This window comes from Methylobacterium sp. Gmos3 (genome assembly GCF_056430985.1).
Genome location: NZ_JBWJYL010000006.1, coordinates 173,007 through 191,977, shown reverse-complemented (window position 1 = coordinate 191,977; position 18,971 = coordinate 173,007). Strand labels below are relative to the sequence as shown.

The 18,971-nt window shown below is 69.9% G+C and carries 20 protein-coding genes and 1 tRNA gene; 13 read left to right on the top strand and 8 right to left on the bottom strand.

Annotated elements, in window-relative coordinates:
• Nucleotides 1-62 precede the first annotated feature (62 nt).
• The 4 genes from ACS5Q7_RS14040 to ACS5Q7_RS14025 all read left to right on the top strand — a co-directional run bounded on the left by ACS5Q7_RS14040 (nt 63) and on the right by ACS5Q7_RS14025 (nt 2,542).
• Nucleotides 63-440 (top strand): hypothetical protein, encoded by a 378-nt coding sequence (locus tag ACS5Q7_RS14040; protein ID WP_478339916.1) that lies wholly within the window; start codon nt 63-65, stop codon nt 438-440.
• Nucleotides 441-542: 102 nt separating this feature from the next.
• On the top strand, nt 543-1,760 hold the full coding sequence (locus tag ACS5Q7_RS14035; protein ID WP_478339915.1) for an LL-diaminopimelate aminotransferase: 1,218 nt from the start codon (nt 543-545) through the stop codon (nt 1,758-1,760).
• A 144-nt stretch (nt 1,761-1,904) separates the two neighbouring features.
• Nucleotides 1,905-2,117 (top strand): hypothetical protein, encoded by a 213-nt coding sequence (locus ACS5Q7_RS14030; protein WP_478339914.1) that lies wholly within the window; start codon nt 1,905-1,907, stop codon nt 2,115-2,117.
• Between the two features lie 65 nt (nt 2,118-2,182).
• Nucleotides 2,183-2,542 (top strand): hypothetical protein, encoded by a 360-nt coding sequence (locus tag ACS5Q7_RS14025; protein ID WP_478339913.1) that lies wholly within the window; start codon nt 2,183-2,185, stop codon nt 2,540-2,542.
• A gap of 15 nt (nt 2,543-2,557) precedes the next feature.
• Here ACS5Q7_RS14025 and ACS5Q7_RS14020 read toward each other — a convergent pair whose 3' ends face one another.
• Together ACS5Q7_RS14020 and mtnA are read right to left on the bottom strand one after the other, a co-directional pair.
• The gene (locus ACS5Q7_RS14020) at nt 2,558-2,893 is read right to left on the bottom strand and encodes a DUF3140 domain-containing protein (RefSeq protein ID WP_478339912.1); all 336 of its coding nucleotides are present in this window, start codon (nt 2,891-2,893) and stop codon (nt 2,558-2,560) included.
• Nucleotides 2,894-2,977: 84 nt separating this feature from the next.
• Nucleotides 2,978-4,075, bottom strand: coding sequence for an S-methyl-5-thioribose-1-phosphate isomerase (gene mtnA / locus ACS5Q7_RS14015; protein WP_478340134.1), 1,098 nt, complete (start codon nt 4,073-4,075; stop codon nt 2,978-2,980).
• A gap of 154 nt (nt 4,076-4,229) precedes the next feature.
• On the opposite strand from mtnA, the gene ACS5Q7_RS14010 reads away from it, so the two are divergent.
• Together ACS5Q7_RS14010 and ACS5Q7_RS14005 are read left to right on the top strand one after the other, a co-directional pair.
• Nucleotides 4,230-6,833, top strand: a complete 2,604-nt coding sequence (locus tag ACS5Q7_RS14010; RefSeq protein ID WP_478339911.1) for a DNA translocase FtsK — start codon at nt 4,230-4,232, stop codon at nt 6,831-6,833.
• Nucleotides 6,834-7,177: 344 nt separating this feature from the next.
• Nucleotides 7,178-7,660, top strand: coding sequence for a hypothetical protein (locus tag ACS5Q7_RS14005; protein WP_478339910.1), 483 nt, complete (start codon nt 7,178-7,180; stop codon nt 7,658-7,660).
• A 6-nt stretch (nt 7,661-7,666) separates the two neighbouring features.
• Here ACS5Q7_RS14005 and ACS5Q7_RS14000 read toward each other — a convergent pair whose 3' ends face one another.
• From ACS5Q7_RS14000 to ACS5Q7_RS13985, 4 genes are all read right to left on the bottom strand, one after another.
• On the bottom strand, nt 7,667-8,863 hold the full coding sequence (locus ACS5Q7_RS14000; RefSeq protein ID WP_478339909.1) for a pyridoxal phosphate-dependent aminotransferase: 1,197 nt from the start codon (nt 8,861-8,863) through the stop codon (nt 7,667-7,669).
• A 19-nt stretch (nt 8,864-8,882) separates the two neighbouring features.
• The gene (locus ACS5Q7_RS13995; protein ID WP_478339908.1) at nt 8,883-9,377 is read right to left on the bottom strand and encodes a hypothetical protein; all 495 of its coding nucleotides are present in this window, start codon (nt 9,375-9,377) and stop codon (nt 8,883-8,885) included.
• 421 nt (nt 9,378-9,798) lie between these two features.
• Nucleotides 9,799-9,883: transfer RNA gene (locus ACS5Q7_RS13990), tRNA-Leu, on the bottom strand.
• Between the two features lie 126 nt (nt 9,884-10,009).
• Nucleotides 10,010-10,315: a FliM/FliN family flagellar motor switch protein gene (locus ACS5Q7_RS13985; RefSeq protein WP_478340133.1), complete on the bottom strand. Its 306-nt coding sequence runs from the start codon at nt 10,313-10,315 to the stop codon at nt 10,010-10,012.
• A gap of 68 nt (nt 10,316-10,383) precedes the next feature.
• Here ACS5Q7_RS13985 and lipB point away from each other — a divergent pair, with 68 nt between their 5' ends.
• From lipB to ACS5Q7_RS13970, 3 genes are read left to right on the top strand one after another with little or no spacing between them, the layout of a single operon-like run.
• A complete protein-coding gene (gene lipB, locus ACS5Q7_RS13980; protein ID WP_478339907.1) occupies nt 10,384-11,103 on the top strand; it encodes a lipoyl(octanoyl) transferase LipB in 720 nt (239 codons plus the stop codon).
• Nucleotides 11,100-11,612, top strand: a complete 513-nt coding sequence (locus ACS5Q7_RS13975) for a hypothetical protein (RefSeq protein ID WP_478339906.1) — start codon at nt 11,100-11,102, stop codon at nt 11,610-11,612. The genes lipB and ACS5Q7_RS13975 overlap by 4 nt, the downstream gene beginning before the upstream one ends.
• On the top strand, nt 11,609-11,944 hold the full coding sequence (locus ACS5Q7_RS13970) for a DUF6883 domain-containing protein (RefSeq protein ID WP_478339905.1): 336 nt from the start codon (nt 11,609-11,611) through the stop codon (nt 11,942-11,944). Before ACS5Q7_RS13975 ends, ACS5Q7_RS13970 begins: the two co-directional genes overlap by 4 nt.
• A gap of 7 nt (nt 11,945-11,951) precedes the next feature.
• Here ACS5Q7_RS13970 and ACS5Q7_RS13965 read toward each other — a convergent pair whose 3' ends face one another.
• Nucleotides 11,952-14,096: a carbohydrate porin gene (locus ACS5Q7_RS13965; RefSeq protein WP_478339904.1), complete on the bottom strand. Its 2,145-nt coding sequence runs from the start codon at nt 14,094-14,096 to the stop codon at nt 11,952-11,954.
• A gap of 331 nt (nt 14,097-14,427) precedes the next feature.
• Between ACS5Q7_RS13965 and ACS5Q7_RS13960 the strand changes: the two genes are divergently transcribed.
• The 4 genes from ACS5Q7_RS13960 to ACS5Q7_RS13945 are packed head-to-tail and all read left to right on the top strand — an operon-like array spanning nt 14,428 to nt 17,675.
• Complete coding sequence (locus ACS5Q7_RS13960) at nt 14,428-14,985, top strand: iron transporter (RefSeq protein ID WP_478339903.1); 558 nt, start codon at nt 14,428-14,430, stop codon at nt 14,983-14,985.
• Between the two features lie 29 nt (nt 14,986-15,014).
• Complete coding sequence (locus tag ACS5Q7_RS13955; protein ID WP_478339902.1) at nt 15,015-15,356, top strand: cupredoxin domain-containing protein; 342 nt, start codon at nt 15,015-15,017, stop codon at nt 15,354-15,356.
• 35 nt (nt 15,357-15,391) lie between these two features.
• Nucleotides 15,392-16,816 carry a 4Fe-4S binding protein gene (locus ACS5Q7_RS13950; protein WP_478339901.1) on the top strand — a complete coding sequence of 475 codons (1,425 nt, stop codon included), beginning with the start codon at nt 15,392-15,394 and terminating at the stop codon, nt 16,814-16,816.
• 34 nt (nt 16,817-16,850) lie between these two features.
• Nucleotides 16,851-17,675 carry an FTR1 family iron permease gene (locus ACS5Q7_RS13945; protein WP_478339900.1) on the top strand — a complete coding sequence of 275 codons (825 nt, stop codon included), beginning with the start codon at nt 16,851-16,853 and terminating at the stop codon, nt 17,673-17,675.
• A 190-nt stretch (nt 17,676-17,865) separates the two neighbouring features.
• Here ACS5Q7_RS13945 and sseA read toward each other — a convergent pair whose 3' ends face one another.
• Nucleotides 17,866-18,708 carry a 3-mercaptopyruvate sulfurtransferase gene (gene sseA, locus ACS5Q7_RS13940; protein ID WP_478339899.1) on the bottom strand — a complete coding sequence of 281 codons (843 nt, stop codon included), beginning with the start codon at nt 18,706-18,708 and terminating at the stop codon, nt 17,866-17,868.
• Nucleotides 18,709-18,971: the final 263 nt, after the last annotated feature.

Here is an 18,971-nt window from a genome sequence, read left to right as displayed (position 1 = left end):
CCCCGCGACAACCGACCCATGTTCTCATCGCGCAACGGATACACCGCGCGGGAAGATCCTTCATGACGCTCGCCCTGCGACGCTGCGTTGCCCTCGCCCTCCTTGTCGCGCCCCTGGGGGCTTGCTCCGGCGACACGGTGCGCACTCTCGCGTCCGATGCCGGCTACGGGCCTCGCAAGGTCGATGCCCCGGATTTCGTGACGAGCACCCGCCCGAAGGACACGCCCGATTTCATGGCGGTGGGCGTCGATGCCCCCAAGCGCACGGTCCGCGCCAAGAACGCCGAGAGCCAGAAGGCCCTTGAATCCGAGCTGGAGAACGCCCGAGGGCGCAACGTGGCGCGGGGCAAGGCGGCCGAGAGCGCGGCCAAGGGGGTCGCCAAGGGCATCGCGCCCCCGCCCGCCCCGGCGCCGGACTCCGCCGCGCCGGCGCCGCAGTGACCGATTTTTAAGGGTCGGCGGGCGAGGCCGGCTCTGCTATACGCAGCGGTTCGCGCCCCGGCAGGGACCTGAACGACACGGGCGCGCCCTATGGAAACGCCGATGACCGACTTCCACCGCATCAAGCGCCTCCCGCCCTACGTGTTCGAGCAGGTGAACCGGATCAAGGCCGCCGCCCGAGCTAACGGCGCCGACATCATCGATCTCGGCATGGGCAACCCGGACCTCGATGCCCCCCGGCATGTCATCGCCAAGCTGTGCGAGACGGCGGGCCGTCCGCGCACCGACCGCTATTCCGCCTCGAAGGGCATCGCCGGCCTGCGCCGCGCCCAGGCCGGCTATTACGAGCGCCGCTTCGGCGTGAAGCTGAACCCCGACACCCAGGTGGTGGCGACGCTCGGCTCGAAGGAAGGCTTCGCCAACATGGCCCAGGCGATCACCGCCCCGGGCGACGTGGTGCTGGTGCCGAACCCGAGCTACCCGATCCACGCCTTCGGCTTCCTCATGGCCGGCGGCGTGATCCGCTCCGTGCCGGCCGAGCCGACGCCCGCCATGTTCCCGGCCCTGGAACGGGCGATGCAGCACTCGATCCCGAAGCCGGTGGCTTTGGTCGTCTGCTACCCCTCGAACCCGACCGCCTATGTCGCCGGGCTCGATTTCTACCGGGACCTCGTGGCCTTCGCGAAGAAGCACGAGCTGATCCTGCTCTCCGACCTCGCCTATGCCGAGGTCTATTTCGACGGCGAGCCGCCGCCCTCGGTGCTTCAGGTGCCGGGCGCGATCGACTGCACGGTGGAGTTCACCTCCCTGTCGAAGACCTACTCCATGGCCGGCTGGCGCATGGGCTTCGCGGTGGGCAACGAGCGGCTGCTCGCGGCGCTGACTCGGGTGAAATCCTACCTCGATTACGGCGCCTTCACGCCGATCCAGGTGGCGGCCACCGCCGCCATCAACGGGCCGGACGATTGCATCCACGAGATGCGCGCCACCTACAAGAAGCGCCGCGAGGCCCTGGTCGATTCCTTCGGCAAGGCCGGCTGGAAGATCCCGGCGCCGGCCGCCTCGATGTTCGCCTGGGTGCCGATCCCCGAGCGCTACCGCCCCATGGGCAGCCTCGAATTCTCGAAGCTGCTGCTGGAGAAGTCCGACGTGGCGGTCGCCCCCGGCATCGGCTTCGGCGAACACGGGGACGATTACGTCCGCATCGCCATGGTCGAGAACGAGCAGCGCATCCGGCAGGCGGCGCGCAACCTGCGCAAGTTCTTCGATGCGGCCGACAAGTCCCTGCACAATGTCGTGCCGATGGCGCAGGCCGTCTGACGGGTCTTGAGCCGCTCGCGCATGTTGCCGCCGGGCGACAGGACTCGTCAAAGGGTCCTTTCGCCCGGTGGTGGCGCTTGTCAGGCGCCGCCCGCCTGCGCAGGGTTGGCACGGGGGTGTCCCGTCCCGCGTCCCGAGAGCCGCATGCGCCGTCTGTCCACCATCGCCGCCCTGCTGCTCGCCGCCGCCGCCTCGGCCTGCGCGCCCAATCCGATCATCGCGCGCGATCCCGTGCCGGCCCCCGGCCCGACCGATGCCTATGCCTGCAAGTCACGCCCGGCGCCGCTGAACGCCTTCATCACCGGATGCGATCCGGTGCCCGCGACGCCGCCGGTGGTTCTCCAGTCTCGCGGTTGAGCCGGCGTTTCTCGGCTCCGGTGGATCTGCTACGGTCCCCATCCCAGTCACCGACGGAGCATCGCGTGAGTTCATCGACCCTGCGCAAGGCGCTGACCGCCGCCTTCCTCGCCACGGCCGCCTGTGCCGGCGGCGCCTGGGCTCAGGAGGTTCCCGTCCCGGTGCGCCCGCAGGGCTTCGTGTTCATCGCGCCGGATGCGCCGAGCGTCCTCGAAGGCACCGTCCTCGGCCCCGTCGCCCCCGCCGGCCGGCCCGACCTCGTGCGGCCCGCCGTGCCGGTGGCGCAGGTGATGAATGGCGGCGGCTTCGGCCTCACCGGCTTCGATTACTACAACGATCAGCAATCGGAAGGGCGCCTCGGCCAGCGCAGGCGGCCGAAGGAATACGTGATCGCCCCCTCCTGGGTGGTGCCCCCGCGCGACTGAGTGGGGGCGCGCCGCTCAATCCTTTTGCGGATCGTGGCCCCAGTTCATCAGGGACAGGCGCCACGCGGAATCCGGGTCCTTGCGCGCCTCGCCGCCCTGCTTGAGATGGCGGTGAACGTAGCCGACCACCTTCTTCATCGCGGCGTAATCGTCGTCGGTCAGGTCGGCCTTCTTCTTGTCCTTGATCTCCAGGATGCGCCGGCCCATCGCGTGGCCGGTGGATTCGCCGCCGCCCTTCTTCTGGCCGACCTCCTTGCTGTCCTCGCTGTCGAGGTGCTTGCGCAGGGCGGCCGGGGTCATGTTGACCGCGTCCTTGAACTCGTCCCAGATCGCCCCGTGATCGTCCGACATCGGCCTGCCCTGTCCGCTGGAAAATGAAATCCAGCGGGCAACGCCCGACGCCCGGAGCGGTCCCTGCGATGCGCCGCCGCAGGCTCAGGCGGCCTTGCGGCGCTCCGGGTAGAGGCCGAGCAACCCCTCCGCGCTCGCCTCGCAGACGCCGCGCTCGGTGATGATGCCGGTGACGAGCCGGTTCGGCGTCACGTCGAAGGCCGGGTTGGCGACGGGGCTGCCGGGCGAGACCACCTGCACCGTGGCGAAGCCGCCATCCTCCGTGCGCCCGGTGAGATGCGTGACCTCGCGGGCGTCGCGCTCCTCGATCGGGATTTCGGCGACGCCGTCGCGCAGGGTCCAGTCGATCGTGGAGAAGGGCAGGGCGGCGTAGAACGGCACGTTCGTGTCCCGCGCCGCCAGGGCCTTCAGGTAGGTGCCGATCTTGTTGCACACGTCGCCCTCGGCGGTGGTGCGGTCGGACCCGACGATGCAGAGGTCGACCTTGCCGTGCTGCATCAGGTGGCCGCCGGCATTGTCGGCGATCACCGTGTGCGGCACCCCGTGGCCGTGAAGCTCGAAGGCGGTGAGCGCCGCGCCCTGGTTGCGCGGGCGCGTCTCGTCCACCCACACATGCACCGGGATGCCCCGATCATGGGCATCGTAGATCGGCGCCAGGGCGGTGCCCCAATCGACGGTGGCGAGCCAGCCGGCGTTGCAATGGGTCAGCACGGTGATCGGCCGGCCCTTGGCCTTGTGCAGATCCTCGATGAGCCGGCCGCCATGGGCGCCGATGGCACGGCAGCTCGCCACGTCCTCCTCGGCGATTCGCCCGGCCTCAGCGAAGGCGCGGGCGAAGCGCTCGTGCGGCTCGATCTGACGCAGGTTGGCGGAGACCCGATCGAGCGCCCAGCGCAGGTTGATGGCGGTGGGCCGCGTGGCGGCGAGGGTGGCGCAGGCCCGCTCGATCCCCTCCATCGAGGAATCCTCGCGCATGGCGAGCGCCAGTCCGTAGGCGGCGGTGACGCCGATGAGCGGCGCCCCGCGCACGATCATGGTGCGGATCGCCACCGCCGCGTCGTCCAGGGTGGCGAGTCGCTTCAGCTCGAAGGCGAAGGGCAGGCGCGTCTGGTCGATCACCTGGACGCTGAGGCCGTCCGGGTCGGCGAAGATGGTGCGATAGGAGCGGCCGTCGATCTTCATGCGGGGCATGTGCCACAACGGGACCGGCTTTGCACGCGCCCGAAGGCGGGACCGCCCGTGGGATGTCCACGCAAGCCTTCCTCAACCTTAGCCGCTCGTTAAGCCCTCTCTGCCAGCGTCATCGACGAGTCCTTCGTTCTGCGTCCGGTCCCGCATGCGCTCGCTTCGCCGCCCCGCGTCGCCCTACGAGACCTTCGTCGATGGCTTTCGCCCATTCCTGGGCAAGCGCCTGACGGAGCTCGGCGGGCTCGTGCTGTTCACGGCCGCCGTCGCCATGACGGTGGCCCTCGCGACCTGGTCGGTGGACGACCCGAGTCTCAACCACGCCACCGAGCACGCCGCCCACAACGTCCTCGGCCAGACCGGGGCGGTGGTCTCCGATCTCGCGATGCAGCTGCTCGGGCTCGGCTCCCTCGCCTTCGTCCTGCCGCCGGCCCTGTGGGGCGTGCGGCTGATGCGGGAGCGCACCCTGCCCGGCGGCGGGGCGCGCATCGCCCTGTGGATCATCGGCTTCTGCGCGGCCAGCGCGGTGGCGAGCGCCCTGCCGCCCACCGCCCGCTGGCCGCTGCCCACCGGCCTCGGCGGCGTGGCCGGCGACGGCATGCTCCATATGGTTCGCCGGGTTCTCGGCAGCCTGTTCTCCGGCCTCGCGCCGCTCTCCGGCTTCGGCTTCGCGGCCGTGGCGATCATCTGCCTCACCGGCGCCTGCCGCTTCCTCCCGGACGAGGAGGAGAGCCCGGACGAGCCCTATCCCGTCCGCCGCGTTCCCGACCGGAACCGCGACGGCCGCGACGGGGAGGGCGACGGCGACGAGCCCGGCCTCGGGCTCGTGGGCATCGGCGCCCTGGCGCAGGGGTTGATGCGCGCCCGCGCCTCCGTGGCGAACCGCGTCGAGGGCCTGCGCGCCGGCCGGGGCGACGAGATCGACGGCGCCTCCCCGGCGCTGGCGGCCCGGCGCGCCTTCTCCGATGGCGACGTGCCCTGGGCCGACCACATCCCCGAAGCCGAACGCGCGCCGGTCAAGCGGCGCGAGCCGGTCTTCGATGCCGGCCCGCGCGCCGAGCCGGTCATCCATGACGAGGCCGAGGACGACGAGCCCGAGCCGGTCCTGGCCGCGCCCGCGCCCGTGCCCTCGCGGGTCGCCGCCCCTCCGGCGGGTCCGGCCCCCGCCCGGCGCCCGGCGCCGCCTCGTGCGCCGCACGAGTATGAGGTGCCCGCCCTCGATCTCCTCGCCGAGCCGCGCGGCCCGTCGCAGGCGAGCCTGGTCTCGGCCGATTCCCTGGAGCAGAACGCGACGCTGCTCGAAGCGACGCTGGGCGATTTCGGCGTGCGCGGCGATATCCTCGCCGTGCGCCCCGGCCCGGTCGTGACCCTGTACGAGCTGGAGCCGGCGCCCGGCACCAAGTCGAGCCGCGTCATCGCGCTGGCCGACGACATCGCCCGGTCGATGTCGGCGGTCTCGGCCCGCGTCGCCGTGGTCCCCGGCCGCAACGCCATCGGCATCGAGTTGCCGAATGCCCGGCGGGAAATGGTCTTCCTGCGCGAACTCCTCGCCTCGGAAGACTTCGTGGACACCAAGCACAAGCTCGCCTTGTGCCTCGGCAAGAACATCGGCGGCGAGCCGATCATCGCCGACCTCGCGCGGATGCCGCACCTGCTGGTCGCCGGCACCACCGGCTCGGGCAAGTCGGTTGCCATCAATACGATGATCCTGAGCCTGCTCTACCGGCTGAAGCCGGAAGAGTGCCGGCTGATCATGGTCGATCCGAAGATGCTGGAACTCTCCGTCTACGACGGCATCCCGCATCTCCTCTCCCCCGTCGTGACGGACCCGAAGAAGGCGGTCATCGCCCTCAAATGGGCCGTGCGCGAGATGGAGGAGCGCTACAAGAAGATGGCCAAGATCGCGGTCCGCAACATCGACGGCTACAACGCCCGCGTGGCCGAGGCCGCCGCCCGTGGCGAGGTCCTGACGCGTACGGTGCAGACGGGCTTCGACCGCCAGACCGGCGAGGCGGTCTACGAGGACGAGGAGATGGACCTCGCCCCGCTGCCGTACATCGTCATCGTGGTCGACGAGATGGCCGACCTGATGATGGTGGCCGGCAAGGACATCGAGGGCGCCATCCAGCGTCTCGCGCAGATGGCCCGCGCGGCCGGCATCCACCTGATCATGGCGACGCAGCGCCCGTCGGTGGACGTGATCACCGGTACGATCAAGGCGAACTTCCCGACCCGGATCTCCTTCCAGGTGACGAGCAAGATCGACTCGCGCACGATCCTCGGCGAGATGGGCGCGGAGCAGCTTCTGGGCCAGGGCGACATGCTGTTCATGGCCGGCGGCGGGCGCACGACCCGCGTGCACGGGCCGTTCTGCTCGGACAGCGAAGTCGAGAGCGTGGTGGCGCACCTGAAGCGCCAGGGCCGCCCGAGCTACCTCGACGCCGTCACGGCGGACGATGAGGAGCCGGCTTCCGAGAAGGGCGGCAAGGGCAAGGGCGCCTCGAACGATCTGGAGATCGACGGCGCGGTGTTCGATGCGGGTGCCTTCGGCGAGAGTGGCGGCGACTTGTACGATCAGGCGGTGCAGGTGGTGCTGCGCGACCAGAAGGCCTCGACCAGCTACATCCAACGCCGGCTTCAGATCGGCTACAACCGCGCCGCCTCGCTCATGGAGCGGATGGAGATGGAAGGCCTCGTCGGCCCCGCCAACCATGCCGGCAAGCGCGAGATCCTCGTGGAAGGCGCGGCGGTCTAGCCGTCGCCTCTCTCACCCTCTCGTCATCGCGAGCGCAGCGAAGCGACCCAGGGCAGCGGGCCTCCTCCGACGATGGCGCGTCCCTGGATTGCTTCGCTGCGCTCGCAAAGACGGGGGGATGGTGGCGGGGGCGGGCCATGCTTGCCGGCATTGTCCAACATTTGCGATCCTCGCCGTTATTGCCCTCCTCCGTCATCGCGAGCGCAGCGAAGCGACCCAGGGCAGCGGGCGGCCTCCGGAGATGGCGTGTCCCTGGATGGTTTCGCTGCGCTCGCAAAGACGATGATGTGTTTGCCGGCTGAGTGGCGCAACCTATGTTGCCAGGGCGTCCGGAGCCCGAATTCATGCGGCGGCTGCTCAAGTTCCTGCACACGATGGGATCCATCGGCCTCATGGGCGCCATGGCGGCGCTGCTCGTGATGTTCTCCGTCGCGCCGCCGCCCTCGCAATTGGCCGGCTACGCGCTGATCCGGGGGGCCATGGGCGCCGTCGCGACCTGGATCTTCCTGCCGTCCCTCGCCCTCGTGCTGATCGCCGGCCTGCTCGCCATGGCGATCCACCCCGTCTACCGGGGCGCGGGCTGGGCGTGGCTGAAGCTCGCCACGGGCGTGCTGATGTTCGAGGGCGGCTTCGTCTACATCCAGGGGCCGATGCAGCGCGAGGCCGGCATGAGCGCGGCGGCGCTCGCCGGAAAGCTCGATCCCCTGCTCCTCGGCGCCTCGATCGGGCCGGAGCGCAACAGCCTCTGGGTGCTGCTGGCCGTGGCGACCGCCAACGTGGCCCTCGGCATCTGGCGCCCGAAGGTGCTGCGGCTTCCCGTGACCTGACGGGCTTCAGCGCCCCAGCAGGGCGGTGATCCGGCGCACGGCTTCCTGCGCCAGCTCCGGGCTGATCGCGTAGCAGAGCCGCACGAAGCCCTCGCCCTCGGGGCCGAAGGCGGTGCCGGGCGCGACGCCGACCTTCGCCTGCTCCAGCAGCCGCAGGGCGAAGGGCAGGCTGGGCTCGTCCTCCACGAGGCGGGCCATGAGGTAGAAGGCCCCCTCCGGCGGCGCGATGGACGCCCCCGGCAGACGCGACAGCCCGTCGATCAGGATGGCGCGGGCCTCGGCGCAGCGCCCCACCATGGTGCGGATGAACCCATCGCCCTCGTCGAGCGCCGTGATGGCCGCGTGCTGCACGAAGGTCGGGATCGAGGTGGTGTTGTATTGGCCGAGCTTGGCGAAGGTCTCGGCGAGACCTTGCGGGAAAATCAGCCATCCGGCGCGCCAGCCGGTCATCGCCCAGTTCTTCGAGAAGGTGTTGGCGACGATCAGCCGGTCGTGCTCCGTGCAGATCTGTAGGAAGGACGGCGCGATCGGCCCGTCATAGGTGAAATGCGCGTAGACCTCGTCCGCGAGGATCCACAATCCCCGCTCCCGGGCGAGGTCGCGCAGGGCCACCATCTCTTGCGCCGGCATGATCCAGCCGGTGGGGTTCGAGGGCGAGTTCACCATGATGACCCGCGTGCGCGGGGTCAGCGCCGCCTCGATGTCCGCCAGCGGCAGGGAGAACCGGCCCTGCGCATCCACCCGGTACGGCACCGAGACGGGCACGCCGCCCGTCACCCGCACCGCCTCGCCGAGATTCGGCCAGGCGGGGGAGGGGATGATGATCTCGTCGCCGGGTTCCAGCAGGGCCTGGGCAGCCTGCATCACCGCGTTCATGCCGCCTGCCGTCACGGCGAAGCGGTCGGGCGGGATCGCCACGCCCCAATGGCGTGCGTGATAGGCGCCGAGCGCCTCGCGCAGGCGCGGCAGGCCGAGCGAGGTGGCGTAGCGCGTATGCCCCGCCTGCATCGCCCGGTGGGCGGCCTCCACGATGAAGGGCGGCGTCGGCAAATCGCCCTCGCCGATCCAGAGCTTCACCACGTCGGGGTCGTCGCGCCCCCGGTCGGCCACGAGGCCGATCTGGCTCGTGCGGATGCCGCGCACGCGCGGGGACAGGAGACCGGAGACGTCCATCGCCTCCGGCCGAAGGGCCGGACGATCCATCTGTGGCGACTTCCCGGTGCTACCAGCAGGCGCGGGGGAGGCGGGCCTTCCAGCGCTGCCCGGCCGGCAGGGCGGCGCGCGCCGAACGCTCGTCGCGCGGCGACAGGCGCGGGGCGGCCACGAGGCGCTTCGGCTCGGCGACCGGGAGAGGGGCAGGCGCCTTGGGCGCCTCCGCCACCGGAGCGGCGGGCCTCGGCGCGGCGACGGCGCGGGGCTTCACCCGGCGCACGCGCGGCAGCGGCGGCTCGGCGTGAAGCTCGGGCTCCGGCTCATTGGAGGCGGGCTCGGACGGCGCCATGATGTTCGGGAGGATGCGCCGCTCGGCCGTGGCATTGGCCGGTGTCGGCGCCGTGATGGCGGCCCAGGGATCGAAGAGAGGGCGCGCCGCGCCCTGGGTCTTCTGCTGTGGCTGGGTCGCCTGCGGAGCCCGCTTCGGGATCGCGATGGAATTGCCATCGCGCGAGGAGCCACGGGATTCGACGATGAACGGACGCCGCACGCGAGGGTGGCGCATGGACAGGATAATCTCGATGAAAGAGGGTCAAACCACGCTTTCACGGCGCGGAGCACCGCTCAAACGTCGTGGTGCCGATATGAAGAGTGAAGAAGAGCTTGGATAAAATCAAGCCGTCCAACTCTCCGGGTCACACGATAAATCGAACTGCCGCTTTCAGCGGGTGCGATTCAGCTATTCGTCACCCGGCAGCTAGAATGGGCGCGGGCGGTCCTGATCATCGTGGCCGCTACACGGTGGGTCCGAGTGGAAACAGGCCCGGACGAGCCCGCAGGCTGCTATCGCCCGTGCAGTGTCGCGAACGCGCGCCGTCGCGGCCATGTCGATCGGGTTGGTTTGTTGCCAAAAGCGGAGATGGCTCTCGGCGCGGTCGCGCGCCGGTCTTCGCCACAGTCTAGCACCACTGTTTCAGAAGAACAGTTGGTGCGGCCAAGAGGACTCGAACCTCCACCCCTCGCGGGACTAGCACCTCAAGCTAGCGCGTCTACCAATTCCGCCATGGCCGCATCGGATGAGAGTATCGTCTCTCCGAAAGCTCAGTCGTCCCGTGCCCCGTGGGGCCTCGTGTCGTCCGGCGCGGGAGGCGATAACAGATCGCTTCCGCCCCGACAAGCGAATGTTGCCCGCCTTCGTCAGGCCGCGAGGGGGCCGTCGTCGAGGAAGGGCGCCGCGCCGTCGCCGATGGTGACGCTTGGGTCGATGATCGCGGCTTCCTTGCGGATCAGTTCCGTCACCTCCACGGAGATGCGGTCGCCGGTGACGACGATCTGCCCGCGGGCGACGGGATGGTCGTTGGCCAGGATCTCGACCATGTCGGAATCGGTGGCATCGAGGGCGATGACGGCGCCGCGCCCCATGCGCAGCAGCATGTGCAGCGGCATCCGCGCCCGGCCGAGCACGACGGTCAGATCGACCTTGAGGGTCTCGAACACGCCCACGCCCAAATCGACCTTGCCACCGTTCACCCGGAATGATTGTGAGACCATCCCTTCATGATGGTGAAGTCTTGGTAAACGCTGCCCGCCTCGCGGTCTCTCCGGCCAGTTTCCTGCCCGCTCCCGGCTCGCCCCCCGTCGCGTGGCGGGTGAGCGAAGGGCTCGTCGGCTACGAGGAGGCGGTCGCCTGGATGGAGGCGCGGGCCGCCGCCATCGCGGCGGGGCAGGCGGCCGAATGCGTCTGGCTGTTGGAACACCCGCCGCTCTACACGGCCGGCACATCGGCCCGGGCCGAGGATCTCGTCGCGCCGGAGCGCTTCCCGGTCTTCCCGAGCGGGCGGGGCGGCCAATACACCTATCACGGCCCCGGCCAGCGGGTGGCCTACGTGATGCTCGACCTGACCCGCCGCCGGGCCGACCTGCGGGCCTATGTGGCGAGCCTGGAGGCGTGGCTGATCGCGACGCTCGACGCCTTCAACGTCCGCGCCGAGCGGCGGGAGGACCGGGTCGGCGTCTGGGTGCGCCGGCCGGAGAAGGGCGCGAGCGTCGAGGACAAGATCGCCGCCATCGGCATCCGGGTGCGCCGCTGGGTGAGCTTCCACGGCATCAGCCTGAACGTGGAGCCGGACCTCACCCACTTCACCGGCATCGTGCCGTGCGGCGTGCGCGAGCACGGCGTGACGAGCCTCGTGGACCTCGGCCACCTCGTGAGCATGGCGGAGGTCGACATGCAGCTCCGCGCGGCCTTCGAGGCGGTGTTTGGGGAGACGGTGGGGGAGGACGCGGCGTGACGCGCGATGCGCCCGCCGCCGGAACGGTTTATAGGGAGTTCGGGTCCGACCTGGGACGGCCGATGCGATCGACACCCTACGCAGATGAAATCGCGCATGCCGATGAAGGCGGCGCCCGCATCGAGCGCCTGAGAATCAAGGCGACCGGTGTCGATGAGATTCGCTTCTCCTGGTGGAAGGACGGTCGCTTTCAGACCCGGCCCCTCGATCTGCCCGAGGAGGAGTTGCTGAAGCTCATGCGCAAGGCCATCGACGGGGGCGTCTTCTCCCAAGGCTTCGTCGGTGGATTGCGCCGGATGCTGAGGGATGCGCCGATCCCCGAACACAGCATGGTCGACCTGTCCGTCAGTCACACCCTGAAGGACGGCAGGGTCCTGCCGCCGGGCGCGAGGGGCGCCGTCGTCTTCGTCCATGGCGGAGGCGAGGCGTATGAGGTCGAGTTCATCGAACCGTTCCATGCCGTGGAGACGGTGCCGGCCTTCCTTCTCACGCGGCGCTCCGACGCGTGAACCCGCCCGTTCCGCCGCGTATCGTTCCACCGGCCAAGCTCACCGACTACCTGCTCAAGGCGGATCATCCGGCCGGCGGGCCGAAGGCCGCCTTCTTTCGAGCCTTCGGCTTCGGCCTCGACCGCCTTGACGCCATGGCGAACGCGCTCACGGAACACCCGGATCGCAACCCGACCGCTGCGGTCGAGGGCAGTCTCTGGGGCGTGAAGTACACCGTCCAATGCCGGATCCGCACGCCGGACGGCCGTGATCCCTGCATCCTCGCGGTCTGGATCGTGCCGCCGGGCGACGATGTCGCCCGCCTCGTCACGGCCTATCCGAACGAGGACTGACAGCCCCTCAAAAATCCGCGTGCAGCCGCGAGGCGAAGAAGTGCGCTGGGCCGCGGTCGCGGTTGTAGGCGGGGTTGTCGATGAACTGGTAGTCGAAGGTCAGGGTCACGAACTTCGTGAGGTTCAGGGCGTAATAGGTCTCGATCGCCCGCTCGGTGCCGTAGCGGAGCTGCCCGTCGCCGATCAGCAGGCCGTAATAGCCGTTGGCGAAGGCGGCCCGGTGCGAGGGCGAGAGGCCGTTCATCGCCGCGCCGAGGCCCACCGTGTCGTCCGGCCGGTCCCAGGCCTTGCCCTTCAAGGAGAGGCCGCCGGAAAAGCTCTGGTCGATGTCGGTGAAGGAGATGTTCTCCGTGCGCCCGTCGCCGATGCTGGCGCGGGCGAAGAGGCCGAGTTCCGGCGTCAGGGCCTGTTCGAGGTTGATGTAGCCGCCGCTCTTGCGGCGCGGCCGGCGGGTGGCCGCCACCGCGTCGTTGATGTCGCCGAAGACGCCGAGCTGGGTCAGCGTCACCACATCGCGATAGTTCGCGGAATTGCCCTCGTTCGAGAACAGGCCGATGCGGACCTTGCCCGGCTGGTCGAGGATCGGCAGCACGTGGCGCTCCTCGAACTCGATGTTGAGCCCGGCCCGGCGGAAGACGCGCGGGTCGAGGACGTCGCTCGACGGCTCCTTCGGCACCTGCGTATAGGCGGCCCGCACGGCGAATTCCGGCCGGTTGTACTCGGCGTAGACGCCCTGGGTGAAGCCGGGGAGGTTGGCCGGAAAGTCCCAGGCCGAGGAGCCCCACAGGGACCAGTTGAAGAAGTCCACGCGGGGGTCGTGGGCGTAGACGTTGCCGTCGAAGAAGTCCCCCAGCGCAAACTTGCCGGCGATGAGGGTGATGCGCTCGGCATCGTAGCGGGTCGCCACCTGGTTCGGGCCGTCCGGCACCTCGACGGTCTCGCCGCCGAGCCCGATCGTCTGCTTGATGTAGTAGCGGTTGGAGCGCAGCTTCGGGAACGGCGCCCCGGCCTTCTGCGCCTCGCCGTTGACGAAGCCCGCGACGCCGAGCGTCCGCGACAGGCCGAAGCCCTGGCTGAATTCGGGGTTGTAATAGAGCTCCGTCCCCTCCGCGAGCTTCAGCCCGAGGAAGATCGTCGCCGTCGTGGTCTGGCGGGCCTGATGCGGGATCAGGCTCTGGTCGCCGAGATAGGGCGAGCGGAAGCCCGGCACGCCCTGCGCGATCAGCGTGGTCTGCCCGTGCAGGGAGAAGCGCCCGGTGTCGCCATTGTCGGGATCGTGCGGGGCGGTCTCGTCCGGGTCCGGCGGCACCTTCAGGCCCCCCGGAAACCACATCAGCCGCAGGAACATCTGGTTCGAGGTGAAGCTCGCCCGGCTCGTCACCGGCCCGAGCCCCGGCACCGCGCCGAGCGAAAAGCGCCCGCTCTCGCCGAGATCGACGTAGCGGTAGTCGAGCCCGAGCGCGAGGGTGTCGGAGATGGCGTATTGCACGCCCGCGCCGAGGGTGAAGCCGACATAGCCGAGATCGGTCTTCGCAGTGCTCACCGCGCCGGTGGCGAGATCGGGATAGGTGGCCAGCACCCGCGCATTCGCCCCGGCGAGGCCGAAGGTGGCGTAGACGAGATAGCGGTCGAAGCTGTAGCCGAGCCGCGCCCGCAGGGTGCCGTAGACATCCGTCTTGGCGCGGATCACGTCGAAGGCCGGGTCCACGCCCTCGTAGCCGAAGCCCACGATGGTCGAGGGCACGGGGCGCTTCAGGTTCGCCGCGTCGATCGCGGCCTCGATGCCGTAGAGCCACGGCCCGTTCTGCCAGTTCCAGCCGGCATAGGCGCCCCCGACCGCCGTGGTGGCGTCGCGGCCCCGGTCGCTGCGGCCGGTGGAATCTCCGCTCTTGAAGGCCGGTACGCCGCGCCCGCCGACCGTCGAGGGGCCGAACGAGTAAGCGCCGTAGGAGCCGCTGGCGCTGCCCTCGAGGCCGAGATAGGGGCCGGACCAGTCGGCATAGCTCGCCGATGGCGCTGCGGGCGAAGCGAGGTCGGCGGCCGAGGCCGTGCCCGCCGGGCCGAGGAAGGCGAGGCCGGCGACGGCGCGGCGCAGGCGTACGAAGCCGCTCGCCCGTGCGGTCCGCGACGCGCTCCCTCCCTGCTGGCCCATCACCCGATCCCCCGATATAGCAATTGCTATAATGTTAGTCCGTAGCCACGCCACCTGGGGTTGGCAAGGGGCGCGGAACGGCTCGCCACGGCCCTTAGCCGATCATCCGCGAATCTGTACGACGTTGCGGTGACGGTCGCTCGGACAGGTGACCGCATGCCACAGGTCGTGCGAGTCTGCTATTCACGTATGCGGAGCGTCTGAATATTTTAGCGGTTCTAAGGAGCTAGTTGGAACGACTGTGCTGGCCGTTCCTCTTTAGAACTGTTATGATTTCATTGTGCAGCGAAGGTCTTTGAACTTCGCTCGGTTGGCCTTATGTGGCGAAGCCATGCGCGCCCCTGCTCCGTTCCGACTCGCCCTTGCCGTTCCGGCCCTGCTGCTTGCCGTCGCCACGGCCGGCGCCAAAGAGGTGCCGATCGGCCCGCATCTCACCAAGAACGGGCTCGAAGTCGCCGCCGTCTATCTCCAACCCATCGAGATGGACCCGCCGGACATGATGCGCCCGGCCGCGCAATCCGACATCCACCTCGAGACGGATATTCGCGCCGCCAAGGACAACCGCAATGGTTTCGCCGAGGGCGATTTCGTCCCGGCGCTCGATGTGCGCTTCACCCTGGTGAAACTCGATGGGGATAAGCCCACCGACCAGAAGGTCGAGGGCGCCCTGATGCCGATGGTGGCCAATGACGGCCCCCATTACGGCGACAACGTCAAACTGTTCGGCCCCGGCCGCTACCGGATCACCGTCAGCGTCGCGCCGCCCGGCAAGCACAGCCATTTCGGCCGCCACGTGGACAAGGAGACCGGCGTCGGCCCGTGGTTCGAGGCCTTCGACATGACGCAGGATTTCACCTTCGCCGGCACCGGCAAGAAGGGCTCCTACTGAGCCCGAGAGAAGGGCTCCGACTGAAAAGGATGGGCGTTCCCGTGATCCCGCACCTCACCCTCGCCGCGCTTCTCCTGCTCTCGACGGGCGCCGCCGTGCGGGCCGACGACATGCCGGTGATCAAGGTGGAGATGCGTGACGGGGTGATCCTGCCCGCCATCATCGAGGTTCCGGCCAACACCCGCTTCAAGCTGGAAATCTCGAACACCGGCCAGTCGCCGGTGGAGTTCGAGAGCCTGGAATTGAAGCGCGAGAAGGCGCTCGCCGCCGGCTCGACCTCGGCGATCGTGTTCCGCACCCTCGATGCGGGCAGCTACGACGTGTTCGACGATTTCCACCCCGAGGCGAAGGCCAAGCTGGTGGCCAAGTGAGTGCGCGCCCGGTGAGTGCGCGCGCGGGTGGATCCATGGCCGGCGACCTGTCGCTGGCCTCCGGGGCCCTTGTCCCGCGCCGGGCCGGCGCCGTCGAGGCCGGGATCGCCCGCTTCGGCGATTGGCTGCGCGCCCATGCCGGCGCCATCCGCGCGGTGCAATGGGTGGTGGTGGGCTTCTACGTGTTCCTCGTGGCGGTGCCGGCCTTCCTGCCGCTGCCCGACAACACGCAGCACATCTGGTCCAACCTGACGCTGGCCGCCCAATTCGCCTTCTGGGGCATCTGGTGGCCCTTCGTGCTCGTGAGCATGGTGCTCGTCGGCCGGGTGTGGTGCGGCGTGTTCTGCCCCGAGGGCGCCCTGTCCGAGGCCGCGAGCCGGTGGAGCCGGGGCTATGCCGTGCCGCGCTGGATCACCTGGAGCGGCTGGCCGTTCATCGCCTTCGCCGGCACCACGGTCTACGGGCAGATGACCAGCGTCTACGGCTATCCGAAGCCGGCACTCGCCGTGCTCGGGGGTTCGACGCTCGCGGCCATCGTGGTCGGCCTGCTCTACGGCCGCAACAAGCGGGTCTGGTGCCGCTACCTCTGTCCGGTGAACGGCGTCTTCGCGGTGCTGTCGAAGCTCGCCCCGCTGAGCTTCCAGGTCGACCGCGCCGCCTGGGCCGCCTCGCCGAAGCCGGCCAGGGGCACGGCGAGCTTCAACTGCGCGCCGCTGGTGCCGGTGAAGGCCATGCGCGGGGCAGGGGCCTGCCACATGTGCGGGCGCTGTTCCGGCCATCGCGGCGCGGTGCGCCTCGCCCTGCGCTCGCCCAACGACGAGATCGTCCATGTGGCGGGGGACGAGCCCTCCTGGGAGCAGACGAGCCTGATCCTGTTCGGGATGCTGGGGCTGGCGGTCGGCGCGTTCCAATGGTCGTCGAGCCCGTATTTCCTCGACATGAAGCAGGCGGCGGCGACCTGGCTGATCGAGCACGGCACGACATGGCCGCTCGAAGCCTCCGCGCCCTGGTTCGTGCTGACGAACTACCCCGACAAGAACGACGTGATGACCCTTCTGGATGGGGCGGTCCTGCTCGCCTACATGGGCGCGGCGACCCTGGTGCTCGGCCTCGGCCTGTCGGCCCTCGTGGCGCTCTCCGCGCGGATGCTCGGGCCGTTCTCCCTGCGGCGCTTCCACCACCTCACGCAGACGCTGATTCCCATCGCGGGCTGCGGCGTCTTCCTCGGCCTCTCGGCGCTCACGATCACCTTCCTGCGCGGCGATGGGATCGTCGTGCCCTACGTGGCCGAGATCCGCGCGACGCTGCTGGCCGGGGCGGCCCTGTGGAGCGCGTGGCTCGCGTGGCGGGTCGCGGGCCTTTCGGCCGGGGGGCTTCGCCGGGCGCTCGCCTGCGCCTGCATCGCCGGGGCGGCGGCGGTCTCCGTCGCCAACTGGGTGCTGCTGTTCTGGATCTGGTAGCGCGGGTCCCGCGCATCTTCAGGGATTACGCATCATGATCGGTGCCTTCGTCATCGCCTTCCGCGAGGTCATCGAGGCGGGCCTCATCATCTCCATCGTGCTCGCGGCGACGCGGGGCATTCCCGGCCGGATGCGCTGGGTGCTGCTCGGCGTGGCGGGCGGGCTCGGCGGCGCGGCCCTGGTCGCACTGTTCGCGGAGCGGATCTCCGATGCCTTCGAGGGCAGCGGGCAGGACATCCTCAACGCGGCGGTGCTGATCGTCGCGGTGCTGCTGCTGATCTGGCACAACACCTGGATGAGCAAGCACGGCCGCGAAATGGCGGGCGAATTGCGCGCGGCGGGCGAGGCCGTCCGCAGCGGCCAGCGCGAGGCGGCGGCGCTCGCCATCGTCGTCGGCGCGGCGATCCTGCGCGAGGGCGCGGAGCTGGTGCTGTTCCTCTACGGCCTCGTGGCCTCGGGCACCTCGGGGGCGGACATCCAGTTCGGCGCGCTGGCCGGAGTCGGCGCGGGCGTGCTCCTCTCGGCGGTGAGCTATCTCGGCCTCGCCTCGATCCCGGCGCGCTACGTCTTCTCGGTCACGAGCGTGCTCATCACCTTCCTGGCGGCGGGCCTCGCCTCGCAGGCGGCGCAGTTCCTGGCCAATGCCGGCGTGATCGACATCCTCGGCCACACGGTCTGGAACAGCTCCGCGATCATCGCCGAGAATTCGTGGACGGGCCGGGTGCTGCACGCCCTGGTCGGCTACACCGACCGCCCGACCGCCCTGCAACTCGCCGTCTACATCGCCACCATCGTGGTGATGGTGGTGCTGATGCAGTGGGTCGCCATCGACAAGCGCCGGGCGGTGCGGACGGCGTAGGAAACGTCCACGCCCGTTCTCCCCTCCTCTGCCCTCATCCTGAGGTGCCGTCGCAAAGCGGCGGCCTCGAAGGAGGGCTCCAGAGGGCTCCGCGATCCCTGGAGCCCTCCTTCGAGGCCCGCCAAGGCGGGCACCTCAGGATGAGGTCACGGGTGAGATCACGCCATTTGTCCGGCTGGATTCGAAGACCTCAGCCCTTCTCCACCGGGCGCTGCGGGTCGGCGCCCCATTCGGACCACGAGCCGTCGTAGAGGCTGCGGGCCGGGTGGCCCATCGTCTCCAGGGCGAGGCTGATGATCGCCGCCGTCACCCCCGAGCCGCAGGTGGTCATCACCGGCAGGCGCGGGTCCACCCCGGCGGCGGCGAAGACCTCCGCCAGCTCCTCCGGGCTCTTCATCCGGCCGTCGCGTTGCAGGGCGGCGTAGTGCAGGTTCCTGGCTCCCGGCATGTGGCCGGGGCGCACGCCGGGGCGCGGCTCCTCCTCCTCGCCCCGGAAGCGCGTGCCGGAGCGGGCATCGACCACCTGGACCGCGCCGCTCTCCAGGGCGCGGGCGATGTCCGATCCGTCGGCCACGGCGCCGTGGTCGAGGCGGGCGGTGAAGTGGCGGCGCTCGCGCGGCTGGCCCTCGCCCTCCTCGGTCGGGTAGCCGGCGGCGGTCCAGGCGGGTAGGCCGCCGTCGAGGACCAGCGCGTCGCGCATCCCGAAGGTCTTGAGCATCCACCAGACGCGCGGGGCCGAGAACAGGCCCATCCCGTCATAGACCACCACCTGCTGACCGTCGCCGACGCCGAGTGCCCGCATCCGCGAGGCGAACACCTCCGGCCGGGGCAGCATGTGCGGCAGGGGCGATTCGGTGTCGCTCATCGCGTCGAGGTCGAAGCGGATGGCGCCGGGGATGTGGGCGGCGCGGTACTCCGCCTCCGGGTCGCGGCCGGCGGCGGGCAGGTACCACGAGGCGTCGAGCACCACGATGTCCGGCGCCGAGAGGCGCTCGAACAGCCAAGCCGGCGAGACGAGGGGCGGGTGCGTCATGGTCGCTCCGTCTGAATGCAACGGCGCGAATGAACCACAGGGCGGCGGAGGATGCACGGGGTTCGGCGCATCGCCGGCTTCGCGGCGGCTGCATTCCGTCACGCCGGGGCGCTCAGCTACGCATCCCTCACCGTGGTCTATTGCGTGCAGTGCAGGACGCACTTGTTTTCAAGGCAGTGCACCCCAGCTACGACAATACCATGACAGCTCTGCGCCGGTCGCGAACCGGTTGCACGCGGGATGTAGGGCGCCACATTGCCAAC